The sequence below is a fragment of the Streptomyces pactum genome, assembly GCF_002005225.1.
Lineage (GTDB): Bacteria > Actinomycetota > Actinomycetes > Streptomycetales > Streptomycetaceae > Streptomyces > Streptomyces pactum_A.
The window spans coordinates 195384-219031 of sequence record NZ_CP019724.1; the positions used below are offsets into that span (position 1 = coordinate 195384).

At 73.9% G+C, this 23648-nt stretch carries 24 protein-coding genes; 7 read left to right on the forward strand and 17 right to left on the reverse strand.

The window, feature by feature from the left end:
* Positions 1-77: 77 nt before the first annotated feature.
* A complete protein-coding gene (locus B1H29_RS00700; protein ID WP_055422218.1) occupies positions 78-815 on the reverse strand; it encodes a gamma-glutamyl-gamma-aminobutyrate hydrolase family protein in 738 nt (245 codons plus the stop codon).
* 227 nt (positions 816-1042) lie between these two features.
* Here B1H29_RS00700 and B1H29_RS00705 point away from each other — a divergent pair, with 227 nt between their 5' ends.
* The 3 genes from B1H29_RS00705 to B1H29_RS00715 all read left to right on the forward strand — a co-directional run bounded on the left by B1H29_RS00705 (position 1043) and on the right by B1H29_RS00715 (position 4128).
* Positions 1043-1969 (forward strand): ABC transporter ATP-binding protein, encoded by a 927-nt coding sequence (locus B1H29_RS00705; RefSeq protein WP_055422217.1) that lies wholly within the window; start codon positions 1043-1045, stop codon positions 1967-1969.
* Positions 1966-2805, forward strand: coding sequence for an ABC transporter permease (locus tag B1H29_RS00710; protein WP_055422216.1), 840 nt, complete (start codon positions 1966-1968; stop codon positions 2803-2805). The genes B1H29_RS00705 and B1H29_RS00710 overlap by 4 nt, the downstream gene beginning before the upstream one ends.
* Before the next feature lie 135 nt (positions 2806-2940).
* Positions 2941-4128 carry a ParB/RepB/Spo0J family partition protein gene (locus B1H29_RS00715; protein WP_055422215.1) on the forward strand — a complete coding sequence of 396 codons (1188 nt, stop codon included), beginning with the start codon at positions 2941-2943 and terminating at the stop codon, positions 4126-4128.
* Here B1H29_RS00715 and B1H29_RS00720 read toward each other — a convergent pair.
* A complete protein-coding gene (locus B1H29_RS00720) occupies positions 4117-4956 on the reverse strand; it encodes a helix-turn-helix domain-containing protein (RefSeq protein ID WP_055422214.1) in 840 nt (279 codons plus the stop codon). The genes B1H29_RS00715 and B1H29_RS00720 overlap by 12 nt on opposite strands.
* A gap of 218 nt (positions 4957-5174) precedes the next feature.
* On the opposite strand from B1H29_RS00720, the gene B1H29_RS00725 reads away from it, so the two are divergent.
* Genes B1H29_RS00725 through B1H29_RS00735 form a run of 3 tightly spaced genes read left to right on the forward strand, consistent with a single transcriptional unit; the run spans position 5175 to position 6712 of the window.
* Complete coding sequence (locus tag B1H29_RS00725) at positions 5175-5597, forward strand: VOC family protein (protein WP_055422213.1); 423 nt, start codon at positions 5175-5177, stop codon at positions 5595-5597.
* Positions 5598-5610: 13 nt separating this feature from the next.
* Entirely contained in the window at positions 5611-6069 is a 459-nt protein-coding gene (locus B1H29_RS00730) for a helix-turn-helix transcriptional regulator (protein ID WP_055422212.1), read from the forward strand.
* 10 nt (positions 6070-6079) lie between these two features.
* Positions 6080-6712, forward strand: a complete 633-nt coding sequence (locus tag B1H29_RS00735) for a hypothetical protein (protein ID WP_055422339.1) — start codon at positions 6080-6082, stop codon at positions 6710-6712.
* Between the two features lie 121 nt (positions 6713-6833).
* Here B1H29_RS00735 and B1H29_RS00740 read toward each other — a convergent pair whose 3' ends face one another.
* From B1H29_RS00740 to B1H29_RS00775, 8 genes are all read right to left on the reverse strand, one after another.
* Complete coding sequence (locus tag B1H29_RS00740) at positions 6834-7250, reverse strand: enediyne antibiotic chromoprotein (protein WP_055422211.1); 417 nt, start codon at positions 7248-7250, stop codon at positions 6834-6836.
* Between the two features lie 119 nt (positions 7251-7369).
* Complete coding sequence (locus B1H29_RS00745) at positions 7370-8158, reverse strand: response regulator transcription factor (protein WP_079159922.1); 789 nt, start codon at positions 8156-8158, stop codon at positions 7370-7372.
* Positions 8159-8323: 165 nt separating this feature from the next.
* Complete coding sequence (locus B1H29_RS00750) at positions 8324-8728, reverse strand: GNAT family N-acetyltransferase (protein ID WP_055422210.1); 405 nt, start codon at positions 8726-8728, stop codon at positions 8324-8326.
* Complete coding sequence (gene purB, locus B1H29_RS00755; RefSeq protein WP_079159923.1) at positions 8712-9998, reverse strand: adenylosuccinate lyase; 1287 nt, start codon at positions 9996-9998, stop codon at positions 8712-8714. The genes B1H29_RS00750 and purB overlap by 17 nt, the downstream gene beginning before the upstream one ends.
* A gap of 61 nt (positions 9999-10059) precedes the next feature.
* Positions 10060-11571 (reverse strand): glutamine synthetase family protein, encoded by a 1512-nt coding sequence (locus B1H29_RS00760; protein WP_055422209.1) that lies wholly within the window; start codon positions 11569-11571, stop codon positions 10060-10062.
* A gap of 26 nt (positions 11572-11597) precedes the next feature.
* Complete coding sequence (locus B1H29_RS00765; protein WP_079159924.1) at positions 11598-12986, reverse strand: amidase; 1389 nt, start codon at positions 12984-12986, stop codon at positions 11598-11600.
* Between the two features lie 11 nt (positions 12987-12997).
* A complete protein-coding gene (locus B1H29_RS00770) occupies positions 12998-15088 on the reverse strand; it encodes a hypothetical protein (RefSeq protein WP_055422208.1) in 2091 nt (696 codons plus the stop codon).
* The gene (locus B1H29_RS00775; RefSeq protein ID WP_055422207.1) at positions 15085-15414 is read right to left on the reverse strand and encodes a 4Fe-4S dicluster domain-containing protein; all 330 of its coding nucleotides are present in this window, start codon (positions 15412-15414) and stop codon (positions 15085-15087) included. Before B1H29_RS00775 ends, B1H29_RS00770 begins: the two co-directional genes overlap by 4 nt.
* 271 nt (positions 15415-15685) lie before the next feature.
* On the opposite strand from B1H29_RS00775, the gene B1H29_RS00780 reads away from it, so the two are divergent.
* Positions 15686-16768, forward strand: coding sequence for a methyltransferase (locus B1H29_RS00780; RefSeq protein ID WP_079159925.1), 1083 nt, complete (start codon positions 15686-15688; stop codon positions 16766-16768).
* A gap of 62 nt (positions 16769-16830) precedes the next feature.
* Here the strand turns inward: B1H29_RS00780 and B1H29_RS00785 are convergent, their stop codons facing one another.
* From B1H29_RS00785 to B1H29_RS00820, 7 genes are all read right to left on the reverse strand, one after another.
* The gene (locus B1H29_RS00785) at positions 16831-18423 is read right to left on the reverse strand and encodes an FAD-dependent monooxygenase (protein ID WP_234393211.1); all 1593 of its coding nucleotides are present in this window, start codon (positions 18421-18423) and stop codon (positions 16831-16833) included.
* 99 nt (positions 18424-18522) lie between these two features.
* A complete protein-coding gene (locus tag B1H29_RS00790; RefSeq protein WP_079159926.1) occupies positions 18523-20028 on the reverse strand; it encodes an FAD-dependent oxidoreductase in 1506 nt (501 codons plus the stop codon).
* Between the two features lies 1 nt (position 20029).
* Positions 20030-20974, reverse strand: a complete 945-nt coding sequence (locus B1H29_RS00795) for an aromatase/cyclase (protein ID WP_055422206.1) — start codon at positions 20972-20974, stop codon at positions 20030-20032.
* Between the two features lie 74 nt (positions 20975-21048).
* A complete protein-coding gene (fabG, locus tag B1H29_RS00800; RefSeq protein ID WP_055422205.1) occupies positions 21049-21834 on the reverse strand; it encodes a 3-oxoacyl-ACP reductase FabG in 786 nt (261 codons plus the stop codon).
* A gap of 13 nt (positions 21835-21847) precedes the next feature.
* On the reverse strand, positions 21848-22123 hold the full coding sequence (locus tag B1H29_RS00805; protein ID WP_055422204.1) for a phosphopantetheine-binding protein: 276 nt from the start codon (positions 22121-22123) through the stop codon (positions 21848-21850).
* A 95-nt stretch (positions 22124-22218) separates the two neighbouring features.
* On the reverse strand, positions 22219-22548 hold the full coding sequence (locus tag B1H29_RS00810) for a TcmI family type II polyketide cyclase (protein ID WP_055422203.1): 330 nt from the start codon (positions 22546-22548) through the stop codon (positions 22219-22221).
* Between the two features lie 402 nt (positions 22549-22950).
* Positions 22951-23646: an antibiotic biosynthesis monooxygenase family protein gene (locus B1H29_RS00820; protein ID WP_055422202.1), complete on the reverse strand. Its 696-nt coding sequence runs from the start codon at positions 23644-23646 to the stop codon at positions 22951-22953.
* Positions 23647-23648: the final 2 nt, after the last annotated feature.

A 23648-nucleotide genomic window follows, 5' to 3' on the forward strand; every position in this document is an offset into this window, starting at 1 on the left:
TCGCATGGGGATCGGAAAACAGTTTTCCCTCGAGGCCGCCTGTTCTCAATTTTTCGAAAATTGCGGCGACCTGTTCTTCAAACGCGTGCGGCTGCTTGCGCGAGGGCTTGATGAAGTCGTTTGTCGGCCGTGTGCCCGGATTCCCATTGCACGCCGACCGCAAAGGGATGGCCCGTGACTTCGACTGCCTCGACGGTCCCGTCCTCGGCCCATCCGGTGGCGGTGAGGCCCTCGCCGAGCCGGTCCACCGCCTGGTGGTGGTGGCAGGCCGTCTCGGGTTCGTCCTCGTCGAGGATGCCGGCGATCCGGCTGCCGGGCAGCAGTTTCAGCGGGCGGCGGCCCAGGGTGAAGGACGGGGTGCGAGGACGGTGGCCGTCGTGGCCGGTGACGTCCGGCAGGTGCTGGTGGAGGGTGCCTCCGTGCAGCACGTTGAGCAGTTGCATGCCGCGGCAGATCGCCAGTACGGGGAGGGCCGCGTCGAGTGCCCTGGCGACCAGCGCCAGTTCGACGCGGTCGGCGTCCGGGCTCATCGGCCGGGTCGCCGGGTGGGCGTCCTGACCGTACAGCGCCGGGTCCAGGTCGGGGCCGCCCGCGACCAGCAGTGCGTCGAGCCGGCCGGCCAGGTCCTCGGCCCCCGGCAGCAGCGGCAGCAGCAGGGGCGTGCAGCCCGCCTCGGCCAGGAAGGCCACGTGCGACTGCAGCGCCAGGGAGACGACCAGATCGCTGCCCTGGAGGGTGACCGGCGCGGTGCGCGCGCAGATCCCGACCACCGGCCGCCGGCCGGTGTGCGCCGGACCGTTCGTGACTGAATTCATGACCACCCTCACGGGTCCACGGGTTCAACTGAGGAAAGTCGGCAGATGAAACACGGGCTTCCTCGGACAGTAGGCGCTGCCAAAATATCCGTGCCCCGATGTGGGGGCCATCGTTCACGGCCGCTCCAGGGCGCGACTACTGAACAGATAGCGATCCTGCTATCACAGGTGGCCGGGGATTTTTCTGCCCCAGCGAAACTCTCGCAGGCCATTCAACCGAGGTGACCATGATCGAGGCCAAGAACCTCACGAAACGCTACGGCGACAAGAGTGCCGTGAACGACCTGTCGTTCACGGTCGAGCCCGGCCGGGTCACCGGCTTCCTGGGCCCCAACGGCGCAGGCAAGTCCACGACGATGCGACTGCTGCTGGGGCTCGACAGGCCCGACGCCGGCGAGGCCACCGTCAACGGCGTGCCCTACCGCGACCTGGCCCGGCCGCTGCGGGTGGTCGGGGCGCTGCTGGAGGCGCGCGCCGTCCACACCGGCCGCAGCGCCTACGACCACCTGCTCTGCCTCGCACAGACCCAGGGCATCGGCAGGCGCCGGGTCGGGGAGGTCATCGAGCAGGTCGGGCTGGCACCGGTGACCCGCAAGCGGGCGGGCGGCTTCTCGCTCGGCATGGGCCAGCGGCTCGGCATCGCCGCCGCGCTGCTCGGCGATCCCGCGGCGCTGGTCCTGGACGAGCCGGTCAACGGTCTCGACCCCGAGGGCATCCTGTGGATCCGGAACCTGATGAAGTCGCTCGCTGCGGAGGGCCGCGCCGTCTTCGTCTCCAGCCACCTGATGAACGAGATGGCCGTCACCGCCGACCACCTCGTCGTCATCGGCCGCGGCCGGCTGGTCGCCGACTGCTCCACCGAGGAGTTCATCGAGCAGAGCACGGAGCGGTCCGTGCTGGTCAAAACGCCCGACGGAACACAGCTCGCCGAGCTGCTGACGGGCAAGGGAGCCACCGTCACCACCACCGACGAGGGGGACCTGGACGTCACCGGGCTGGAGGCCGCGCGCATCGCCGAACTCGCCGCCGCCGACGGCCTGGTGCTGCACGAGCTGTCGACCCGGCGCGGCTCCCTGGAGGAGGCCTTCATGGAACTGACCAAGGACGCCGTCGAGTACGACGCCGGCGTGCCCGCCGCCGGAGGTGTGAAGTGACCACCACGACCGCGCCCACCCACCCGTCCGCGTCGGCCGCCCGGGAGCGCGGGCCGGGCTTCGCGAGTCTGATGCTCTCGGAATGGACCAAGATCCGTTCCGTGCGCTCCACCGTCTGGTCGCTGGCCGTCCTGGTCGTGCTGACCCTGGTGTTCACCGCGCTGTTCATGCAGATGGGCATCGCGAACTGGGACAAGACCGACGCGTCCCAGCAGGCGGAGATGAGGAGCGACCCGACGGGCACCATCCTGGGCAGCGGCATCCTGCTCAGCCAGCTCGCGGTCTGCGTGCTGGGCGTGATGGCGATCGCCTCCGAGTACTCCACCGGCATGATCCGTGCCAGCCTGCTCGCAGTGCCCGGCCGGGTGCCCGTGCTGGCGGCCAAGAGCGCGGTGTTCGGGCTGCTGGTCCTGGCGGTGGGCGAAGTGACCGCGTTCGGCTCCTTCTTCGTCGGCGCACCGATCCTCGACGGCAAGGCGCCGGTCGCGATCGGTGACCCGGGCGTCCTGCGGGCCGTCCTCGGCTGCGGTCTCTACCTCGCCCTGCTCGGCCTGTTCGCCCTCGCCGTCGGCGCGATCATCCGGCACACGGCGGCGAGCATCACCGTCGTCACCGGCTTCGTCCTGGTGATCACCCCGATGGCGGGCATGCTGCCCGGGAGCGTCGGCGAGCGCGTCCACGCCTACCTCCCGACGGAGGCCGGTTTCCTGATCACCCAGCAGCACTCCCGGGCGGGCGACCTGCTGGGGCCGTGGGCGGGACTGGGGGTGCTCGCGCTCTGGACGGCCGTCCTGATGGCCGTCGCGGCGGTGCAGCTCCGGCGCCGGGACGCCTGACGCACCGCGGGTGTCCGCCGGGCGGCGGACACCCGCGGTGCCGTGTTTCCAGGCAACGTCGACCTGCTCTCCACTACGGCTGGAGACCCTCCTGCGACCCTCTTCGCCAGCGGCAGCAGAGAGGGAGTTACAGGAATGGCTCAGAGCAACGCGCACGCCGTCTCGATAACGAGTGCATTCAGTCCCGTCCGGATGGAGAGCGTCGGATCGTCGGCGCACACCGAATTCGACCTGCAAAACTTCGAGCAGCTCCCGGCGCGCGAAGTCCCCGTCACCGCGCTGGCCCCCGGATTCTCCCTGCGCCAGGGCGGAACGGACGCCGCTCATGTCCGCGTTCTCCTCGACGCGGCGGAATCCGCGGAACTCCCCCCCATTCTCGTTCAGGTGGACGGCTGCCGTGTCATCGACGGGCTGCACCGGCTCGAGGCCGCCCGGCTCATGGGCGACGACAGCATCAGGGCGCGGTTCTTGGACTGCTCCAACTCCGAGGCGCTCGTCATCGCCATGCAGGCCAACGGCTCGCACGGCCTGCCGCTGTCGAAGGCCGACCGCGTCGCCGGTGCCCAGCGGGTCCTGGCCTCCCACCCCGACTGGTCCGACCGCGCCGTCGCCGGCGTCACCGGGCTGAGCGCGAAGACCGTCGCGTCGCTGCGCGGCCGGTCGGCGATCGCGACGCCGCTGGGCGGCAAGCGCATGGGGCAGGACGGCAGGCGGCGGCCGGTGGACGCGGGCGAGGGCAGGCGGCGGGCCGCCGAGTACATCGCCGCCCACCCGGACGCCCCGCTGCGCCAGGTCGCCCGGGCGGCCGACGTGTCGCTGGGCACGGTGCACGACGTCAGCGCGCGGCTCCGGCGCGGCGAGGGGCCCGAACGCAACGGGCGCCAGCCGCATGCCGTACGCCCGCAGCACGTGCGGCCCGTGCCGTGCGCGGCGCCGCCCGGCGAGCCGGCCCAGCCGGCCGGGACGGTCGCCGACGGCGCCCGCCGGGCGCCGCTGCGGGTGGCCGGGAGCGTCGACGCCGCGCCGCCGCAGCGCAGGAACCACACCGACACCCCGCCCACGTGGGCGGTGGTGGCGGCCAAGATGGCCGCCGACCCCGCCATCCGCTACACCGCGGACGGCCGGGAGCTCCTGCGCTGGATGCAGTCGCACGCCCTCGCGCCCGGTGAGGACTCGCGGCGGCTCGTCGACGCCGTGCCGCCGCACTGGCTGGGCGTCATCGCCCCGATGGCCGAGCACATCGGCAGGGAGTGGTGCCTGCTGGCCGAACGGCTGAAGGCCCGGCAGGAGCTGTGCCGCAATCCGCCGCCCTCAGGCCCCTGACGGCTCCGGCGCGGCGGGCACCGTCCGCGGCCGGCCGGCGGGGCGCGGGCCCGGGGCGGCGGCGCACCCGGGGTGCGCCACGACGGTGCGCGCGGGCCGCAGTTCGGGCAGGGCGAGCAGGACCGGTGGATCGGCGGGGCGTTGCGGGCGCAGCCGCACCGCCGCGCTGGTGACGGTGGCGGCGTTCACCGTCACGGCCCCGGCGCGGTGGCCCCCGACGAGCGTGCTCCGCCCGGCGTGCGGATCGTGGCCGGTGCCGGCGGCCACCGCCACCGCGAGCAGGTGCCAGCTCCCCTCGGGAACGCCGGGCAGGCGGTAGCAGGACGGACGGTCGCCCGGCACGTCGACGAGGGCCGCGGCGACGGCCGGGTACTGGACGAGGGGTGTGGCGAAGGCACCCAGGTACACGCGCGCGTTCCCGTGCCCCTCCGGCAGCGTGATCGTGCCCGCGACCGCGCCGGCTGCCGGCCGCGGGCCCGGCCGGGGCTCCGGCGGTGCCTGCCCCGCGCCGCGGCACAGCCGGCGGAAGCCGGCGGGAGGCAGCCCGACACCGGCCGTGAAGGACTCGGTGAACGATTCCAGGCTGCCGTATCCGACCGCGGCGGAGATCTCGGCCATGCTCATGGAGAAACGGTCGATCAGCCGCTTGGCCTCGTGGATACGTACCGCGGCGAGAAACCTTCCGGGACTCGCCCCGGTCTCCTCCTTGAACAGGCGCGAGAAAGGGAAAAGGCCGAGCCGGGCCCTTTCCGCGATGTCCGCGACGGTCAGCGGATCGCCGAACCGCTCGCGAATGTACTCGACCGCCCTTTCCACTGCCGCGTCCATAGCCACCTCACCACGTGTCGGTCCACTCGACAGCGTGGCGCGCGGCCATCGCGGTCCGCTCAAGTCCCGCTCGGGCCCCGCTCAAGTCCCGCTCGGGCCCCGCTCGGGCCCCGCTCGGGTCCCGATCGGGTCCCGCTCGGGTCCCGGTCCAGGGCGCCGCCCGGAAGGGATCAGGAACGGAGAAGCTCCCGGCACCGGCCCGCGGCTAGCGTGCGTCCATGGACCTCACCCTTCATACGAGTTCCCTGCCGCACGACGACCCGGACGCCGCCCTGGCCTTCTACCGCGACGTCCTCGGCTTCGAAGTCCGCAGCGACGTGGGGCACGGCAGGACGCGCTGGATCACGGTCGGCCCCGCCGGCCGGCCGGACACCGCCCTCCTGCTGGCGCCGGTGGCCGCCGACCCCTCGGTCACCGAGTCGGAACGCGGCACCGTCCTGGAGATGATGGCCAAGGGCACCTACGGCTGGGTCATGCTCGCCACCGGGGACCTCGACGCCACGTTCGAAAAGGTGCAGGCGGCCGACGCCGAGGTCGTCCAGGAGCCGGTCCTCCAGCCGTACGGCGTGCGCGACTGCGCGTTCCGTGACCCCGCGGGCAACCTGGTCCGCATCCGGGAACTGCGCCGCGACCTCGGCTGAGAGGGGCTTTGCCGTGTGCCACCCCGCATGGAGGCAGGCGCTGATCGCCGCGCAGCGTCTGCTCGATCTCGCGCGCCTGCGCCGCGTCCGCGACCGGATCGACCGGGAGTTCGCGCGGCCGCTGGACGTCGAGGCGCTCGCCCGCGACGCGGGCATGCCGCCCGGGCAGCTCGCCCGGCAGTTCCGGGAGGCCTACGGCCAGTCGCCGTACGCCTATCTGACGGCGCGCCGCGTCGAGCACGCGATGGTGCTGCTGCGGCACGGCGACCACGCTCCGGGCGAGCTCCGCCTCGCGGTCGGCTGCCCGTCGACGGCCGCGCTCGTCACCCGCTTCACGGAGCTGGCCGGCATGCCGCCCGGTGTCTACCGGCGCCGCGCGGCGGCCGGCGGCGCGGGGCTGCCGTGGCGGGTGACGGCGCCGGGGGCGTCATCGAGCAGGAATGAAGAAGCCCGGCGGGTGCTCCGCGGCTAGCGTGACTGTCATGACTTCCCTCACCTGCGTCACCCTCGAGGTGGCCGACCTCACGGCCGCCGACCACTTCTACACCGCCGCCTTCGCCCTGGGGCCGCGGGTGCGTCTGCGGGCCGGCGACGCGCCGACGACGGGCTTTCGCGGGTTCACGATGTCGATCACGGTGTCCCAGCCGGCCGACGTCGACAGCTTCCTCGGCTCCGCCCTCGAGGCCGGCGCCACGACGCTGAAGCCGGCCGCGAAGTCCCTGTGGGGCTACGGCGGCGTCGTGCAGGCCCCGGACGGCACGATCTGGAAGGTGGCGACCTCGTCGAAGAAGAACACCGGCCCCGCCACCCGGAAGGTCGACGACCTCGTGCTCCTGCTGGGCGCCGAGGACGTCAAGGCGAGCAAGCAGTTCTACGTCGAGCAGGGGCTCACCGTGGCGAAGAGCTTCGGCGGCAAGTACGTCGAGTTCGCCTCCGAGGACTCCAGCCCCGTCAAGCTGGCACTGTACAAGCGCCGGGGCCTGGCCAAGGACGTCGGCGTGACCGAGGACGGCAGCGGCTCGCACCGGATCGTGCTCGGCGGCACCACCGGGGCCTTCACCGACCCGGACGGGTTCGCCTGGGAGCCCGCGCCGGTGACGTCCGCGTCCGCCTAGGCGGGACGTGTCCTCGCCGGGATCCGCGGCGCCCCGTGCCGGCGCGGCGGGACACGAGCGAGCCCACCGCGCGGTGCCGGTCGCGGGCACCGCGCGGTGGGCTCGGGCCCGGCGGGCCGGCTCAGCCGAAGGAGATGCCGGTGCCGACCGGACCGGTGCTCTCCTGGTAGGCGACCAACTGGCACTGCTGCGTGCCGCAGTCCACGGTCACGGGGGTGCCGGTGCCGGTGCTCCAGTCGGTGGCCGTGAACTGCTCGCGCACCGTGTAGGGGGCGGTGAAGCCGCCGTCGGCGCCGACGGTGGCCCTCGTCAGCGTGTCGGTGCACGTGGTGTTCTCCCGGCACTGCGCCACGGCGACCTCGGCGCCCGCCGGGAAGCCGGTGCCGGTCACGGTCACGGACTGGCCGTCGGACAGGCCGCTGCCGGGCGAGGCGGTCACCGCCGGCGCCGCGGAGGCCGGGGCTGCCGAGAAGGCGAGGGCGGCCACGGCGGCGGCGCCCAGCAGGCCGGACTTGGTCAGACGCGAGCGGATCTGCATGTTCGTCTCCCCATCGGGTAAGCGGAACGGCGCGTTCAGGTGATCACGCCTCACCCAGAGTCGGCCGGAGCGCATGAGACCGGCTCGAGAAACGCTCGAACGTCCTGTGCGGAGGGCCGTCAGGGCTTGCCCAGCATGAAGCCCACACCGCGCACCGTCACGATCCAGCCGCTGTCGCCCAGCTTGCCGCGGAGGCTGCTGACGTGGGTGTCGACGGTGCGGCGGGACCACGAGTCGCCCCAGACCCGCTGGAGGAGCTGCTTGCGCGGGATGACTGTGTCCGGGTGCGAGGCGAGCAGGCACAGGAGGTCGAACTCCTTGCGGGTCAGGGCGACCTCCTCGCCGCCGACCAGGACCTCGCGGGAGCCCACGTCGATGTGCAGCCGGCCGTGCCGCAGCTCGCGGGCGGCGGCGGGCTGCCATGCGGCCCGCCGCATCACCGCCTCGATCCGGGCCATCAGCTCGCGCAGGCCGTACGGCTTGGCGACGTAGTCGTCGGCGCCCGCCTGCAGGCCGAGGACGCAGTCCAGTTCGGAGGCGCGGGCGGTGACGATGATGACCGGCACCCGGCTGACGGCGCGCAGGGCGCGGCAGACCTCCAGGCCGTCCAGGTCGGGCAGCTCGAGGTCGAGGAGGACCAGGTCGGCGTCCTCGTGGGCGCGCAGCACGTCCTGGCCGCGCCGGACGCCGAGGGCCTCGTGGCCGTGCCGGCGCAACTGGGTGACCAGGGAGTCGGCGCAGGCGGTGTCGGCGTCGACGACGAGGACGCGCCGCCCGGAGGGCATCGATACGGCCGCGCCGGGGCCGGTGGCGGCCGGCTCGTGCTCCTGCGCGGGCCGTGGGAGGGCCGGGGCGGGGCCGGCGGGCGGGCGGGTGTCGAGCAGCGCCTGTGCCGATGTGTGGGTCATGCCTCCCCCGGGGTCCGGTGCGGTGCGCGGGGCGTGTGCGGCGGCGGGCGGCACGGGGTGCGGGCCGCCCGTGGCGCCGCGGGCACGGGGCCCGCCCCGACCGTGAATCTAAAAGGGCGCGGTCGAGCCCCGGTACAGCCCCGCTGACCCGGTGGGAGCCGGGTGCTACGGGTTGAGGACCCAGGCCGACGCGTGGCGCGTGAACCCGATGTGCGGGTAGTAGTCGACGGCCGCGGGCGCGGACAGGAGGACCAGTTTGGCGGCCGGTGCCGCCTCCCGCGTGGCGTCGATCAGGGCGCGGCCGATGCCGGAGCGCTGGCGCTCCCGTACGACGGCGATGTCGCAGACGTAGGTGACGTAGGAGAAGTCGGACATGGCGCGCACGATGCCCAGGAGCGTGCCCTCCTCGTCGCGGGCGGCCAGGACGAGGTTGGCGTTCGCGACCATGGCGGCGAACCGTTCTGGGTCCTCGACCGGGCGCCGCTCGGCGAGGCCGGAGGCGTGGTAGACGGCGAGGACTTCGGCCGGGTCGAGGGCGGCCCCCTCGACGCGGTCAGTCTTCCAGTTCATGCAGTTTCTCCAGACGGGTGCGGATCACATCGTGGTGGACGAGGAAGCGCTCGGCACCGAGGGGGGCCGGGCCGATGCCCTCCTTGGCCAGGGCCGCGCCGAAGTGCTCGCCCGTCGCCAGGGTGTGGCCGGCCGCGGCCTGCACGCTGCGGTAGGCGTGTTCGCGCTCCATGCCCTCGCCGAGGAGGTCGGCGAGGACCGCGGAGCTGTGGACGAGGCCGTCGGTCTGGTCGATGTGTGCGCGCATCCGGTCGGCGTCGACGGTGAGCGAGGCCACCAGGTCGGCGGCCCTGGTGACCTGGAAGTGGCCGGCGCAGAGGCTGTCGGGCAGGATCACCCGCTCCACGCACTGGTGGGCGAGGTCGCGTTCGTGCCAGAGCGCCACGTTCTCCACCGCGGTGTCGGCGTAGCCGCGCAGCAGGCGGGCCAGCCCGCACAGGCGTTCGCTCGTGGTGGGGTTGCGTTTGTGGGGCATGGCGCTGGAGCCCTGGTAGGCGCCGGTGCGCCGTTCCTCGACCTCGCGGACCTCGGTGCGCTGCAGCAGCCGCAGTTCCAGGGCGATCTGTTCCACGCAGGCGCCCAGTGTGGCCACGGCCTGCAGGAGCTGGGCGTGCCGGTCCCGGGCGACGACCTGGCTGGGCGCGGGCTCGGCGGCCAGGCCCAGGGCGGCCAGGACGTGCTCCTCGACGCGCGGGTCGATCAGCGCGTAGGTGCCGACGGAGCCGGAGACGGTGCCGACGGCGACGGCCTCGCGGGCGGCGGCGAGCCGGCCGAGCGAGCGGTCCACGGCGAAGGCGTGGCCGGCGAGTTTGTGCCCGAAGGTGGTGGGCTCGGCGTGCACGCCGTGGGTGCGGCCCACCATGACGGTGTCCCAGTGCTCCAGGGCCCGTTCGGTCAGCACCCGGCGCAGCCGCCGGGTGGCGCCGGTGAGCAGGTCGGTGGCGCGGGCCAGGGTGTGGCCCAGGGCGGTGTCGACGAGGTCGTAGCTGGTCATGCCGTGGTGCACCCAGCACGCGGAGGAGGCGGGGATGTCCTCGCAGTAGGCGGCGAGGAAGGAGAGCACCTCGTGGTCGCGTTCCCGTTCGATCTCGGCGACCCGCTCGGGGTCCGGGACGCGGGCGCGGCGCATGTCCTCGACCGCCTCGTGCGGTACGCGGCCCAGGGCGGCCTGCGCCTGGGAGGCGAGGATCTCCACCCGCACCCAGGTGGCGTAGCGGGAGCGGTCGGTGAAGAGGTGGGCCATCTCGGGCAGCGTGTATCGGGCAAGCATGCGAGGCCTTCGTCAGGAGGGGCGGGGAGGGTTGGGGGGGGGAAGCTGTGGTCCGGCGGGGTCAGTAGGCGCCGAAGTACTCCCGCTGCTCCCACTCGGTGACCCGTCCGGGCGCGGGTGCGGCCTGCAGGCACCAGGCCTCGTAGCGGCGCAGTTCGCTCTCCTTGAGTTTGGTGAGGCAGGCGGTGAGCGGCTCGCCGAGCAGTTGGGCGGCGCGGCCGGCGCGGAAGGCGTCGAGGGCCTCGCGCAGGTGCCGCGGTACGCCGCCGGTGCCGTGGCAGGGCGCGGCACCGGTGGCGTCCGCGGGTGCGGCCGGGGCGGTGAGGCCCTCCAGGCCCGCGAACAGCTGGGCGGCGATGGCGAGGTAGGGGTTGGCGCACGGCTCGCCGATCCGGTTCTCGAGGTGGGCGCCGGCGCCGTGGCCGACGACGCGGACCATCGCGCTGCGGTCTTCCTGGCTCCAGCCGAGCCGGGTGGGTGCGAGGGTGTGTTCGGGGGCCAGGCGACGGTAGCCGTTGACGGTGGGCACCGAGAGCAGGAACAGGTCGCGGGCCCAGTTCAGCAGTCCCTCCGCGTACGCCTTGCCGTGCGGGGACAGGCCGTCCGAGGGGTCCTCGGTGCCGAACAGGTTGCTGCCGGAGGCGAGGTGTGCGACGGACTGGTTGAGGTGCCAGCCGCTGGGGTCGGCGGCGTCCAGGAGCGGCTGCGACATGAAGGAGGCGTGGTGCCCGCGCCGGGCGCACCAGCTCTTGGTGACCGTGCGGAAGAGCAGCATCGCGTCGGCGGTGTCCAGCGCGGACATCGGGCTGAACGTCGTCTCGACCTGCCCGGGCCCCGACTCGTGCTCCATCGACCGCAGCGGCAGCCCGAGGGCGAGCAGGTGCAGGGCGAGCGGGTCGGTGAGGGGGGCGACGGTGTCGTAGTGGCCGTCGAGGTTGAACTGGTAGCCGGCGTTCAGGGCGGCCACGCGCGGTGGCCGGCCCTGCAGTCCGAAGCCGTTGCCCGTGTTGCCGGGAGCGTCGTCGAGGCGGCGGGTGAGGTACCACTCGACTTCGAGGCCGAGGACGGGGGCGAGGTCCCGCTCGGTGTAGCGGTCGACGACGTGGCGCAGCACGGCCCGTGACGAGAGCGGGTGGGGGCTGCCGTCGCGCAGGTACTCGTCGCCGATCACCCAGGCGGTGCGGGCGTCGCCGCCGGGCAGCTCGTGGAAGGTGAGGGGGTCCGGGACCAGGATGAAGTTCCCGGCGCCGGCGATCTCGTCGACGCCGATGCCGTGCTCGCCGAGGAAGTCGACGGCGACGGCGTGGCCGGTGTCGAAGAGGTACGGCCCGGGACTGAAGTTCATGCCGTTGCGCAGCACGCCGCGAAACGCCTCGGCGGTGAGGGTCTTGGAGCGGGCCAGACCGTGGGGGTCGCCGAAGACGAGGCGCACGAGGTCGAGGTCGGCGAGGCTCGCCTCGATCAGCTCGGCGGCGGCGATGCGGGCTTGGTCCCACAGCCCGTGACCGGCCACGAACGAGGGCCGCCCGACGCTGCCCTGCGCGGCGGGCGAGGACCATGACCTGGCGTACATGGGAACGTCCTTTCCTCGGGCGTGGGTTACCGGGCGGCCGCGGGCTGCAGAACGCGCGGGTGGGGCGGCACCGGTGTGCCGAGGTCCGACTCCAGGTGCCCGGCGAGCCGGAGGACCAGGTCGTCGGCGCCGACGGGCCCGACCAGTTGCAGGCCCACCGGCAGGCCGGAGCGGGTGAGGCCGGCGGGCAGCGACAGGGCCGGCTGGCCGGTCATGTTGAAGGGGTACGAGGCGGGCGCCCAGGCCAGCCACTGCAGGTCCCGGGCGTCGGCCGCCCAGGGCGGGGCGAAGGCGCCGGTGGCGAACGGCTCGACGGGCACGGTGGCCATGGCGAGGACGTCGTAGTGGTCCATGACGGTGCGCAGGGTGGCGCGCAGGCCCTGGCGGACCTCCTCGGCCCGGATCACGTCGGCGCCGCCGAGCGTGCGCCCGTGCCGGATCACCTCCAGGCGGCCGGGGTCGGCCCGTTCGTCGTCCTCGGGGCGGGCCCCGGCCGCCTCGAAGGCGGCGAGGAGGTCGACGAGGGCGGGGTACAGGCGGGCGCAGCGCACCTCGACGTCCTCGACCAGGTGGCCCTGTGCCCGCAGGGCCAGGCGGGCGGGTTCGGTGACGTGGCGGACCTCGTCGGCGGTGCCCTCGTACTCGATCCAGCCGATCCTCAGTACCCGTTTGGTGCGCGGCGCGTCCAGGGAGCCGAGGCCGGAGTCGGGGTCGGCCGGGTGCGGGCCCGCCATGACCGTGGCGAGCAGCGCGGCGTCGGCGACGGTACGGGCGAGGGGGCCCTGGTGGGCGAGCCGGTCGGCGCTGTTGGGGACGTACGGGATGCGGCCCAGGGACGGTTTGTAGCCGACGACGCCGCAGAACGCGGCGGGGATCCGGATCGATCCGGATCCGTCGGTGCCCAGGGCGCCGTCGCACAGGCCCGTGGCCACCGCGGCCGCGGCGCCGCCGCTGGAGCCGCCCGCGCTCAGGCGCGGGTCGTAGGGGTTGCGGGTGGGCGGGGCGGCCCGGCTGACGGTCGAGGCGCTCCAGCCGTATTCGGAGGTGGCGGTCTTGCCGACGACGACGGCCCCGGCGGCGCGCAGCCGGGCCACGGCGGGCGTGTCCCGGCGGGGCCGGTCGTTGGGCAGCAGCGAGCCGCGTGCGGTGGGCAGGTCGTGGGTCTGCAGCAGGTCCTTGACGGAGACGGTGACGCCGAGCAGCGGCATGGTCCGCCAGGCGTCGGCGCCCAGTTTGCGGATCCGGGCGTCCGCGCGTTCGGCCGCGCGCAGTGCCTCCTCGCCCGCGACGGACACGTAGGCGTCGAGGGTGTCCTGTTCGCGGATGGCGTCCAGGACGGCGGTGGTGTGTTCGAGGGCGGACAGCTCGCCCCGTCGCAGGAGTTGTCCGGTGTGGCTGACGCCGCGGGCGGTCATCGCCTCTCCTTTCACGACGCTCGGCGGATCTGGCCGGCCAGGGCTCCGGGTGCCGCGGGCCCCTGGCCGGTGACGGCCGTCCAGTGCCAGCCGGAGTCGAACGCGGTGACCTCCAGTGTGGTGCCGGCGGCGGCGAGCGAGGCGGCGAGCGAGGTGGCGCGGGCGATGAATCCGGACACCTGGTGGGCGGCGAGCAGGTCCTGTTCGCCGAACGGGTCGCCGGCGCAGCGCAGCAGTCTGAGGTCCATGAAGCCGTCGAAGCGGCGTCCGTCGACCTCGACGGCCTGCGGGGAACGGATGGAGAAGCGCACGTTGTTGCTGACGTGCCCGTGGTGGTGCTGGTCCGAGAAGTAGGCGAGGTCCGGGATGACGGGCGGCACGAAGTGGTCGCGGGCCAGCACCTCGGGCTTTCGCGGCAGGTTGCCGGCGACGAAGTGCCAGGAGTTGTACTGCATGCGCGAGGACATCGCCCAGGCCGCGTCGGCGAGCGCGGTTTGGGAGCCGCCGAAGTGGGCGGCCGCTTCGGGCCGCGGCACCACGCAGCAGAAGAAGTGCGTGATGTCCCAGTCGCAGATCGCCGCCCAGTTCTCACCGCGCAGGGCCCGTACCAGGTCGGGCAGCGAGCGCATGCCGCGGCTCATCGCGAAGTCGGCGCCGAAGACGTCGGCGGTCGCGGCCACGGTCTCGTGCACCAGCGACTCCAGGCCGGTGCCGAAGGCGCCGTGGGGTTCGGCGAGCCAGCCGGGCGCGGCGGCCAGGGTCCGGCCGAGGTCGGCGAGCGTGGCGCCGGCCAGCGCCAGCCTGGTGCGCAGGCGTTCGGCGACGGCGTCCTGGCGGGCCCGGGCGGTGGGGCCGGCAGCGGCGGCCACCCGTTCCACCTTGTGCATCAGCGGCCCGTGGATCTCGCGGTACAACTGGGCGTGCCGGCCCACCTCCCGGCGGCGCTCGCGCAGTGCGACGGCGAGCCGGTCGAGGTCGGCGACGCGGTGCGAGGCGGCGGCGGGCACCGGTTCGACGCCGGGTACGGCACGGTAGGCGCGGCGTACCCGCTCCAGCGTGTGGGCGACGTGGTCGACGGTGAGCTGGGTGCCGTTGGCCTCCTCGATCCGTCCGAAGCCGGCCGAGCGGATGAGCAGGGTGAGGCAGACCAGTACCTGGGTGTCCTGGTCCGACCACAGGTCGAACGGCAGGTCCTCGAGCGCGCTGAGGGCGCAGTGCGGGTGGCCGGGCCACAGGGTCTTGCCGGTCAGGGTGTTGTGGTCGCGGAAGTTCGTGTACTGCGTGTCCTCCTGGTAGAGGACGAACGGGGCGGTGCGCACGGCCGCCTCGCGGGCCTGGGAGAGCAGCGCGCGGCGGCCCTGGGGTCCCTGCCCGGCGAGCCAGGCGCGGCAGTCGGCGGCGCGGGCGGCGTTCCGTTCCCGGGCGTGGTCGAGTTCCCGCCGGTAGGCGGCGAGAGCGGCGCGGTCGTACGGCACGCGGCGCACACCGCCGACCAGGGTGCGGGGGTCGAGGGGGCGGGCGCCGGGGACGCGCAGGGCGATGCGGCCCGTGGTGCTGAGGCCGATCTCGCCGAGGAAGGCGGGGGGCTGGGGCGTGCCGGGGGCCGGCCTGGGCTCCGCCGGCCTGGGGCCCGCCGCGTCGGGGTCCGCCGGCCCGGGGTCCGCCGCGTCGGGGTCCGCCGGCGCGGGGTCCGCCGCGTCGGGGTCCGCCGGCCTGGGGCCCGCCGCGTCGGGGTCCGCCGGCGCGGGGGCCGCCGCGTCGGTGACGCCGCCGTCCGCGTCGTCCGGATCGCGCCAGCTCAGGCCGCACAGGGCGGTCAGGGCGGCCTGCTCCGTGGAGTTCAGGGCCCGCAACTGGATGTCGCCGGGGACGTGCCCGTCGAGGGTGAGCAGCACGTCGACAGTGGTGCGCAGGTCCTCGGCCTCCCGTGCCCGCCGCCACACGTGCCCCAGCAGTCCGGGGAATCCGGCGTCGAGGTCACCGACGCGGTCCGGTTTGGCGGTGCTGCCGGCGGGGGTGCCGAGCCTGCTGGGACGGCGGCTGATCCGCTTTCTGGCGTTGACGGCGCGGCGGGATTCGTGGCGCCCCGCGGGTTCCTTCATGCGGCCCTCTCGGCGGTGAGTTCGATGTGGTTCCACATCGCGTCGTCGGTCGGGGACCAGTCCTCGTCGACGTAGATGCAGTCGACCGGGCACTCGAGCACGCAGGCGGGGCAGCCCGAGCAGAGTTCGGGGACGATCACCACGTCCAGGCCCCGGTCGAAGATGGCGCCGAACTCCGCGGGACAGCCGCGCAGGCAACTGTCGCAGGTGATGCACTCGGACGACTCGATGCGCCGCGGGGGTTTCTTCCAGTTGTCGGCGCGGGAGCGCTGGGCGATGCGGTCGGCGCGTTCCGACAGTGCGGCAGACGAGGCAAGCTTCTTCACGGGATCGGCCCCCTCCGGGACTCTTGTCGGCCATGGCCGAGACGGACGGTCCCGATCGTCACCGGGTGGCCTCGACCGCCCCCGGAGCGCGGGTGGGGACCGGCTGGAGCCTCCTGCCGGCGCCCGCTCGAGTCGGCTGCGAGCGCGGCCCGTCCGAGGCACCGGACCGTGGGTGTCCAGGGCGCGCCCGGGATCGTGAGCCGGGTACGCGCCGCCCTGCCCGCCCGCGGGCAAGCCACCCGGCCGCCCGCCGTCCACCACGGAGGAACCCATGCCCCTGCCGCCCGCCCGCGTCGTGCGGGCCGTCGAAGGCGTGCGTACCGGTCTGCAGCGGCTGGCACGGAGGCTGGCCCCCGCACCGTTCTCGCTGCTCGAGATGGTCCAGGGCGCCATGCTCAGCCAGGCCGTCTACGCCGCCGCGGAGCTGCGCGTCGCCGAGGCGCTGAGGGACGGTCCGCTGCCCGCCGAACGGCTCGCCGAGCGTGTCGGTGCCCACCCGGAGACGCTGCACCGGCTGATGCGGCTGCTCGCCTCGAACGGCGTCTTCGCCGAACGCGGGAACGGCGACTTCGCCCTGTCCGCGATGGGGGCCGCGCTGCTCGAGGACGCGCCGGTGTCGATGCGCGGCATCGCGGTGCTGATGGGCCACCCGGTCCACTGGGAGGACTGGTCGCACTTCGTGGACGCGGTGCGTACCGGCGAGCCGAGCCTGCCCAAGCTGCGCGGCATGACGGCCTTCGAGTTCCTGGAGGCCGAGCCGGAGTACGGCGAGGTGTTCATGAAGGGCATGGGCGCCATGTCCGCCACCGAGAGCGAGCCGGTCCTGGCGGCGTACGACTTCTCGCGGTTCGGCACGGTCGTCGACTTCTGCGCGGGCCGCGGCGAGCTGCTCGCCGGGATCCTGCGGAAGTCGCCGGGCGTGCGGGGGATCCTCTCCGATCCCCGGGCGGGTGCGAACGGGGCGGCGGACTACCTGGCCGAGCAGGGGGTCGCCGACCGCTGTCGGGTGGTGGCCGCCGATCTGTTCGGGCCGGTGCCCGGGGGCGGGGACGCCTACGTCCTCAAGCACATCGTGCACGACTGGCCCGAGGAGCAGGCCCTGGAGATCCTGCGCAACGTGCGGGCCGCGATGCGGCCGGGCGGGCGGCTGCTGCTGATGGAGATGGTCGTGCCGGACAAGCCGAACGCCGCCCACCCCTCGAAGCTGGTCGACCTGTGGCTGATGCTGCTCGTGGGCGGCAAGGAGCGCACGGGGGCCCAGTACGGAAAGCTGCTGGCCCGGGCGGGCTTCCGGCTGGAGCGCATCGTGCAGACGCCGGGTGCGATCTCGGTCGTGGAGGCGAGCCCGCGGTAGGCGCCCGGACAACGTGTCAGGGGTGCCGCCCGGGCCACCGGGCGGCACCCCTGGCGCGTGCGTCATGCCCGGGCGGGCGTGCCGAACCAGCGGGCGAGGGCGGTCCCCAGGCCGGCGGCGCCGCCGGTGCCGGTCCAGGCGACGTGGCCGTCGGGGCGGATGAGCACCGCCTCGGCGCCCGCGAACACGGCGCCGCGGTCGGCCGTGCGGGCGGTGGCCGTCACGACGTCGACGCGGCCGGTCCAGGCTGCGGCGGCCGCGCGCACGCCGGGGTCGTCGGCGAGGTCGAGCAGGACGCCGCGTCCGGCGTGCAGCAGCCGGAAGGTGTCGCTCTCGCCGCCGGGTCCGGTCAGCGGGAGCTTGCCCAGGCGGCGGCCGAGCAGCGGATGGCCGGCACCGGCACCGGCACCGGCACCGGCACCGGCATCGGCATCGGCATCGGCGCCGGTGGCGGCATCGGCGCCGGTGGCGGTGGCGGTGGCGGTGATGTCGTAGCGGATGTCGAGGTGGGAGACGATGCCCGCGAGGTGGCGGCGGACCGTGTCGTAGCCGGTGAGTTCGGTGAGGATCCGGCGCAGCGGCTCGGCCTGGTCGCCGCCGAGGAAGACCATGCCCTGGGCGCGGGTGTTCATCAGCAGGCGGCGGCCCACCGGGTGACGCTCGGCGTGGTAGGTGGCCAGGAGGTCCTCGCCGGCCCGGCCGGTGACGACGGCGGCGAGTTTCCAGCCGAGGTTGGCGGCGTCCTGCACGCCGGTGCTCAGGCCCTGCCCGCCGGCGGGCAGGTGGATGTGGGCGGCGTCCCCGGCGAGCAGCACCCGGCCGCGCCGGTACTCGGCGGCCTGGCGGGTGGCGTCGCTGAAGAAGCTGACCCACTCGGCGCCGCCGCCGCTGATGTCCTCGCCGGTGATGTGCTCCCAGGCCTTGGCGACCTCTTCGAAGGTGACGGTGTCGTCGGCGCTGCGGGCGGCGGCGCCGTGCGGGCAGACGATGACGCGGTGCACGCCCTCCTTGAGGGGGGCGGCCATCACCATGCCGTTGGGGAGGGTCTCGCCGAGGTAGCGGGGCTTGAGGTCGCAGCCGGTGACGTCGGCGAGGAACATCGCGCGGGTCGCCTCGGTGCCGGGGAAGCCGATGCCGGCGAGCTTGCGCACCGTGCTCTTGCCGCCGTCGCAGCCCACCAGGTGGGAGGCGCGCAGCCGCCGTACGCCGTCCGTGGTCGCCACGGTGACCTCGACGTGGTCGCCGTCGAGGAAGCCGTCGGCGAGGGCGAGCAACTCGCAGCCGCGGCGGATGTCGGCGCCGAGGTCGGCGGCCCACGCGGCGAGGACCGCCTCGGTCTGGCTCTGCGGGATGCCGCGGGCGCCGAAGTGGGCGCCTTCCAGGGCGGTGAAGTCGAACTGGACTCCGCCGAAGTGGCCGACGGGGCTGACCTCCAGGCTCTCGCCCTGCCCGAAGCGGGGCAGGAGTCCGCGCTGGTCGAAGACCTCCATGGCGCGGGCGGTGAAGCCCAGGCCCCGGGACTGGCCGGTGGGCTCGGCCAGTTTGTCGAGCACGATCACTTCGGCTCCGCCCAGGCGGAGTTCGCCCGCGAGCATCAGTCCGGTCGGGCCTGCGCCTACGACGATGACGTCGGCGTCCATCGTGGTGTCCTGCATGGTCGTGGGATCCCTCTCAGTCATCAGTGGTCCGTGCTCGGTACGGGCCGGGGGCTGGCGGTGCCGGGGCGGCCCGCCGCGCGGGCCGGCAGCGGCTTCTCAGGGGGGACCGAACCACCGTGCGACCGCCTGGGCGAGCCCGTCGCCGTCCCTGCCGCCGGTCCAGACGACGTGGCCGTCGGGCCGGACCAGGACGGCGGGCGTGTCCGCGAGCGGTGAGCCCGGGGCCGGGCGCGCGGTGACCGTGTCGATACGGTCGGCCAGGGCGGTGCCGGCCGGCGGCGGCGGGGCGCCCAGCCCCAGGAGCAGCCCGCGCCCGGAGCGCAGCAGTTCGGCCGTGCTGCAGACGCTTGCGCCGGTGCGCAGCCGCAGGTGCGGCAGGCGGGCGCCGCGCAGCGGGTGCTCGGGGCCGCCGACGTCGTAGCGCACGTCGAGGCCGCTGATCATCGCGGCGAGGTGGCGGCGTACGTCGTCGTGGGCGACGAGTTCGGCCAGGACGGTGCGCAGCGGCTCGGTCTCGGGGCCGCCCAGCAGCAGCAGGGCCTGGGCGCGGATGTTGCCGAGGACGGCGGCGCCGACGGCGGCGCGTTCGGTGCCGTAGGTGTCCAGGAGTCCGGCGGGTGCGGTGCCGTCGACGGCGGCGGCGAGCTTCCAGCCGAGGTTGTAGGCGTCCTGGAGGCCGAGGTTGAGGGCCTGGCCGCCGATGGGCATCTGGCGGTGGGCGGCGTCCCCGGCGAACAGGACGCGGCCGTGCCGGTAACGGGCCAGGCGCCGGTTCTCGTCGTCGAAGTGGTTGACCCACAGCGGGGTGCCGCCGGTGATGTCCTCGCCGGTGACGCGCTTCCAGGCGGCGGCGATCTCGTCGAAGTGCGGGTCGCCGGCGCGTTCGCGGACCGCGGCGCCGAACTCGTGCACCATGACCCGGGTCACGCCCGCCGGGTTGCGGGCGGCGACGGCGAGGCCGCCGGGGAGCCGTTCGAAGCGCCGGTCGGGGATGTCGATGCCCTCGACGTCGGCGCGCAGCAGTTCCCGGGTGGCCGGGGTGCCGGGGAAGTCGGCGCCGAGCAGGCGGCGCACCGTGGAGTCCTGGCCGTCGCAGGCGACGAGGTGGGCGGCGCGCAGTGTGACGTGTTGTCCGTGGCGGCTGGTGGCGGCGGCCTCGACGTGGGTGCCGCGGTCTGCCACGGCGTGCAGGGTGTGGCCGCACCTGAGGTCGGCGCCGAGCCCCAGGGCCCACTCCTCCAGGACGGACTCGGTCCTGGTCTGGGGGACCTTCCACTGCCCGGGGTAGGGGCCGGGCAGGGTCAGGTCCAGGGGGATGCCGCCGAAGTGGCCGCGCGGCTCGCACGGCGGGCTGCCGAGGTCCGCGAGCAGGCCGCGGCTGTCGAGCAGTTCCATGGTGCGGGCGTGCAGCGTGGAGGCGCGGGACTCGGTGGTGGGGCCGTGGCGCCGCTCGAGGAGGGTCACCTGGATGCCGCGCAGGGCCAGTTCACCGGCGAGGAGCAGGCCGGCCGGGCCCGCACCGACGACGATCACCTGGGTGTCGGCCGTCTTCGCGGGCGAGGTGCGCGGCGTGGGGGCGTGCGGGTGCGGGGCGCCGGCCATGTCAGCGGTTCCGCTGGGCGTAGTCCTTGGCGTGGCCGAGGGTGGCGAGGCTGTTGGTGCTCAGCGCGCCGTGCACGTAGGCGCGGGCGTCGGCGACGGTGGCCTTAGGGCCCAGGACGCGGGCGATGTTGGCGGTGTTGAGGGTGACGGTGTGCTGGGAGCTGGCCGTCGTGCCCGCCTCGTCGCTCTCCTGGAAGGTCCACACGCCGGTGTGCAGGGTCATCAGTGCCGGCAGGGTGACCTGCTTGTAGGCGATGCGGTGGTGGCCCAGGACGACCCGGTAGGACTTGGTGGTGTGTGTGGAGCCGTCCTGGGCGCGGGTGTCCATCTCCAGCTCCTGCAGGCCGGGGGTGTCCTCGGTGAAGCGGACGCGGGCCACGTGCGGGAGCCGCTCGGGCCACAGCCCGGCCTCGTTGACGAAGTCGAAGGCGTCCTTGGCCGAGCCGTCGATCGTCACCGTGTCGGTGAAGGAGAAGGTCAGTTCCTGTGTCTCGGCGGCGTGCGCCTGCTCGACGTTCTCCTTGAGGGCGGCGAGTTCGCCGGTGCTGTTCTTGTCCACGGCCCGCTCGATCCACAGCAGGTCGTGCGGGTCGTCGCCGAGGGCCCGGTAGTCGTGCGCGAGCCGGACGCGGCAGGTGCCCTCGTCGAGGGGTTCGACGATCCAGGTGCCGCCCATCGCCGCGACCGGTGGTGCCGGCACTTCCTGGCGGAAGGTGATGCGCAGGGCCCCGGGGTCGAGGGTGCGGCGCGAGGTCCAGGTCTTGGGCTCGCCGTTGGCGGTGGCCCAGATGCGGATGCGCTCCTGGTTCCCCTCGCTCTCCTCGCGGTCGACGTGGATGGTGGGCGGGAAGATCCGCGGCCAGTTGGGCACCTCGGCGAGGAGGCGGTAGACGGCGGCGGCGGGCGCGCTGATGGTGATCTCGTGCTCGACCTCACGAGTCGTCATGACGGCTTCTCCTCGGTGGTACGGGCTGTGCGGGCGGCGGGGAGCAACACTCCCCCGGGGGGGGGCGGGCGGTGCTAGAAGTTGCCGAGGCCACCGCAGACGTTGAGGGCCTGGGAGGTGATGGAGGCGGCGGTGTCGGACGCGAGGTAGCCGACCAGGCCCGCGACCTCCTGGGGGGTGGAGTAGCGGCCCAGGGGGATCTTGGCCTGGAACTTCTTGAGGATCTCGTCCTCGCTCGTGTCGTAGGCCGCGGCGTAGCCCTGCCGTACCCGCTGGGCCATCGGCGTCTCGACGTAGCCGGGGCAGACGGCGTTGACGGTGATGCCGGTCGGTGCCAGTTCGTTGCCGAGGGCCTTGGTGAAGCCGACGACGCCGTGTTTGGAGGCCGAGTAGGGGGCGCCGAGGACGACGCCCTGCTTGCCGGCGGTGGAGGCGATGTTGATGATCCGGCCGCGGTCCTTGGCGCGCATGCCGCCGGTGGTGAGGACCTCGCGGGTCATCCGGAAGACGCTGTTGAGGTTGGTGTCGATGACGTCGTCCCACAGCGCGTCGGTGAGGTCCGCGGTGGGGCCGCCGCCGGAGCGTCCGGCGTTGTTGACGAGTACGTCGACGGTGCCGAAGGCGGCGACGGCGCCGTCGACGAACTCCTTGACGGAGGCGGCGTCGCGGACGTCGAGCGGCCGGCCGTCGACGTCCAGGCCCTCCTCGCGCAGTGCCTTGGCGGTGTGGGCGACGTTGTCCGCGTCGCGTGCGCCGATGAAGACCCGGTGCCCCTGCCGCGCCAGCAGGCGGGCGGTCTCCAGGCCGATGCCGCTGGTCGCGCCGGTGACGAGGGCGACCCTGCGGGTGGTGTCGGACATGGGGGTGCTCCTCTCAGGCGGCCCGGGTTCCGGACAGGGGCAACTGGGCGTTGACGACGTCGATCAGGTCGCGCGGGGTGATGTCGTCGCCGAGGTCGTCGTCGTCCAGGACGATGCCGTACTCGCGTTCGATGCGGCCGCCGGTCTCCAGCAGCGCGATGGACTCGTAGCCGAGCACCTCGAACGTGGTGTCCAGGATGTCTCCGGCGAGGTCGACGTTCTCGTCCGCGCCCGCGGCCTCGAGGAGGATCCGCCTGAGGTCGTCGAGGGTGAACTGGATACTGGCCATGGGTACTTCCTTCGGTTCTCGGGGCGGTTGCGCCCAGGCTGATCGTTTGTGGCGGGGCCGCGGGCTCGGTCCGCCGTGGACGGCACGCCGTCCGCTCAGGCGGACGCCTCCCACCGGTAGAAGCGCTGTGCCATGGCGTCGGCCGGGGAGCGCCAGGTCGCCGGGTCGTAGGGGGCGATGAACGGTGCGAGGTCGTCGCTGATCCGCACGAAGCGCGGGTCGTCCTTGGCGCCCTGGATCAGCTCGCCGCCGTTGTCCTCGTCGAAGTCCTGCAGGTGGAAGTACAGGCCGTTGAAGGCGAACAACTGGCGCCGCCGGGTGCCCATGCGGTGCGGCATGTCCGTCGCGTCGAACTCGGCGAACAGCTTGGCGACGTCCGCACCCGCACCGGGCGCCATACGGGCCACGATCAGCGTGCTGTGCATAGGGTTTCGCTCCTTGGCGGTCCGGTGGGGGCGGAGGGGTCCGGTGACTGCGGTGGGGGGGCCGGTGGCTGCGGTGGGGGGTCCGGTGACTGCGGTGGGGGCGGAGGGGGCCGGTGGCTGCGGTGGGGGGCGGTGGGAGGGCGGAGGGCGCGTGCGGCACGGCCGGGCCGGACGGGCCGGACGGGCCGGACGGGCCGGACGGGCCGGACGGGCCGGACGGGCCGGACGGGCCGGACGGGCCGGACGGGCCGGACGGGCCGGACGGGCCGGACGGGCCGGTGCTCGGCGCGGGCGGGCCGGTGCTCGGCGCGGGCGGGCCGGTGCTCGGCGCGGGCGGGCCGGTGCTCGGCGCGGGCGGGCCGGTGCTCGGCGCGGGCGGGCCGGTGCTCGGCGCGGGCGGGGTTACTCGCCCGCGGCGCGCGTGTGCACGACGCGGTAGGTGTTCGCGTCGTACTCGGTCCTCAGCTCGGCGATGCGCTCGTCGTTGGTGCGGCGGGGCCTGGGCTTGCGCGCGTGCGGCAGGTCGCGGAAGGCCTCGTAGCTCTCCTTGCTGTCCCACTGCGAGTAGACGACGGCGAAGGCGCCCTCGACGAACATGGCGCGCAGGCCCTTGAAGACGCTGTGCGAGCGGTAGCCGGGGACGTTCACGAGCCAGTCCTGGCCCTCGCCCAGGAGCTTGACCAGTTCGGCCTGGTCGGCCTCGCCGACCCGGTGGACCTCGATGGCCGTGTAGTCGTCACGGTCCGGCGAGACCTGGACGCGCCCTTCGAGCGAGGGGTGGGTCTGGGAGAAGACGATCTCGTTCTGCAGCAGCCGGATGGCCGTGGTGATCTCGCGGAAGACGGGCAGCGTGCGGTGCTTGAACTCCTCACCGGCGTAACGCTTTTCCAAATCCTCGCCGCTGCGCCACTGGATGAGGTTGGCGGTCCCGGGGACGTCCTGCCCGGCGTGCACGGTGGAGGAGATCCATCCCTCGTAGGCGGCCGCGTCGACGATCTTCCCCATCTCGGTGAGCAGTTGCTCCTGGTGCTCGGGGGTGTCGGTGGTGAACAGGTTGAGGACGGTCAGGTAGTTGTCCTCGGCACAGATGATCGGCATGG

Excerpts from the sequence above, each read along its gene's own strand:
- B1H29_RS00700 (WP_055422218.1), bottom strand. The coding sequence starts at position 815 with ATGAATTCAGTCACGAACGGTCCGGCGCACACCGGCCGGCGGCCGGTG.
- B1H29_RS00705 (WP_055422217.1), top strand. The coding sequence starts at position 1,043 with ATGATCGAGGCCAAGAACCTCACGAAACGCTACGGCGACAAGAGTGCC.
- B1H29_RS00715 (WP_055422215.1), top strand. The coding sequence starts at position 2,941 with ATGGCTCAGAGCAACGCGCACGCCGTCTCGATAACGAGTGCATTCAGT.
- B1H29_RS00720 (WP_055422214.1), bottom strand. The coding sequence starts at position 4,956 with ATGGACGCGGCAGTGGAAAGGGCGGTCGAGTACATTCGCGAGCGGTTC.
- B1H29_RS00725 (WP_055422213.1), top strand. The coding sequence starts at position 5,175 with ATGGACCTCACCCTTCATACGAGTTCCCTGCCGCACGACGACCCGGAC.
- B1H29_RS00735 (WP_055422339.1), top strand. The coding sequence starts at position 6,080 with ATGACTTCCCTCACCTGCGTCACCCTCGAGGTGGCCGACCTCACGGCC.
- B1H29_RS00740 (WP_055422211.1), bottom strand. The coding sequence starts at position 7,250 with ATGCAGATCCGCTCGCGTCTGACCAAGTCCGGCCTGCTGGGCGCCGCC.
- B1H29_RS00745 (WP_079159922.1), bottom strand. The coding sequence starts at position 8,158 with ATGACCCACACATCGGCACAGGCGCTGCTCGACACCCGCCCGCCCGCC.
- B1H29_RS00750 (WP_055422210.1), bottom strand. The coding sequence starts at position 8,728 with ATGAACTGGAAGACTGACCGCGTCGAGGGGGCCGCCCTCGACCCGGCC.
- purB (WP_079159923.1), bottom strand. The coding sequence starts at position 9,998 with ATGCTTGCCCGATACACGCTGCCCGAGATGGCCCACCTCTTCACCGAC.
- B1H29_RS00760 (WP_055422209.1), bottom strand. The coding sequence starts at position 11,571 with ATGTACGCCAGGTCATGGTCCTCGCCCGCCGCGCAGGGCAGCGTCGGG.
- B1H29_RS00765 (WP_079159924.1), bottom strand. The coding sequence starts at position 12,986 with ATGACCGCCCGCGGCGTCAGCCACACCGGACAACTCCTGCGACGGGGC.
- B1H29_RS00770 (WP_055422208.1), bottom strand. The coding sequence starts at position 15,088 with ATGAAGGAACCCGCGGGGCGCCACGAATCCCGCCGCGCCGTCAACGCC.
- B1H29_RS00780 (WP_079159925.1), top strand. The coding sequence starts at position 15,686 with ATGCCCCTGCCGCCCGCCCGCGTCGTGCGGGCCGTCGAAGGCGTGCGT.
- B1H29_RS00785 (WP_234393211.1), bottom strand. The coding sequence starts at position 18,423 with ATGCAGGACACCACGATGGACGCCGACGTCATCGTCGTAGGCGCAGGC.
- B1H29_RS00790 (WP_079159926.1), bottom strand. The coding sequence starts at position 20,028 with ATGGCCGGCGCCCCGCACCCGCACGCCCCCACGCCGCGCACCTCGCCC.
- B1H29_RS00795 (WP_055422206.1), bottom strand. The coding sequence starts at position 20,974 with ATGACGACTCGTGAGGTCGAGCACGAGATCACCATCAGCGCGCCCGCC.
- fabG (WP_055422205.1), bottom strand. The coding sequence starts at position 21,834 with ATGTCCGACACCACCCGCAGGGTCGCCCTCGTCACCGGCGCGACCAGC.
- B1H29_RS00805 (WP_055422204.1), bottom strand. The coding sequence starts at position 22,123 with ATGGCCAGTATCCAGTTCACCCTCGACGACCTCAGGCGGATCCTCCTC.
- B1H29_RS00810 (WP_055422203.1), bottom strand. The coding sequence starts at position 22,548 with ATGCACAGCACGCTGATCGTGGCCCGTATGGCGCCCGGTGCGGGTGCG.
- B1H29_RS00820 (WP_055422202.1), bottom strand. The coding sequence starts at position 23,646 with ATGCCGATCATCTGTGCCGAGGACAACTACCTGACCGTCCTCAACCTG.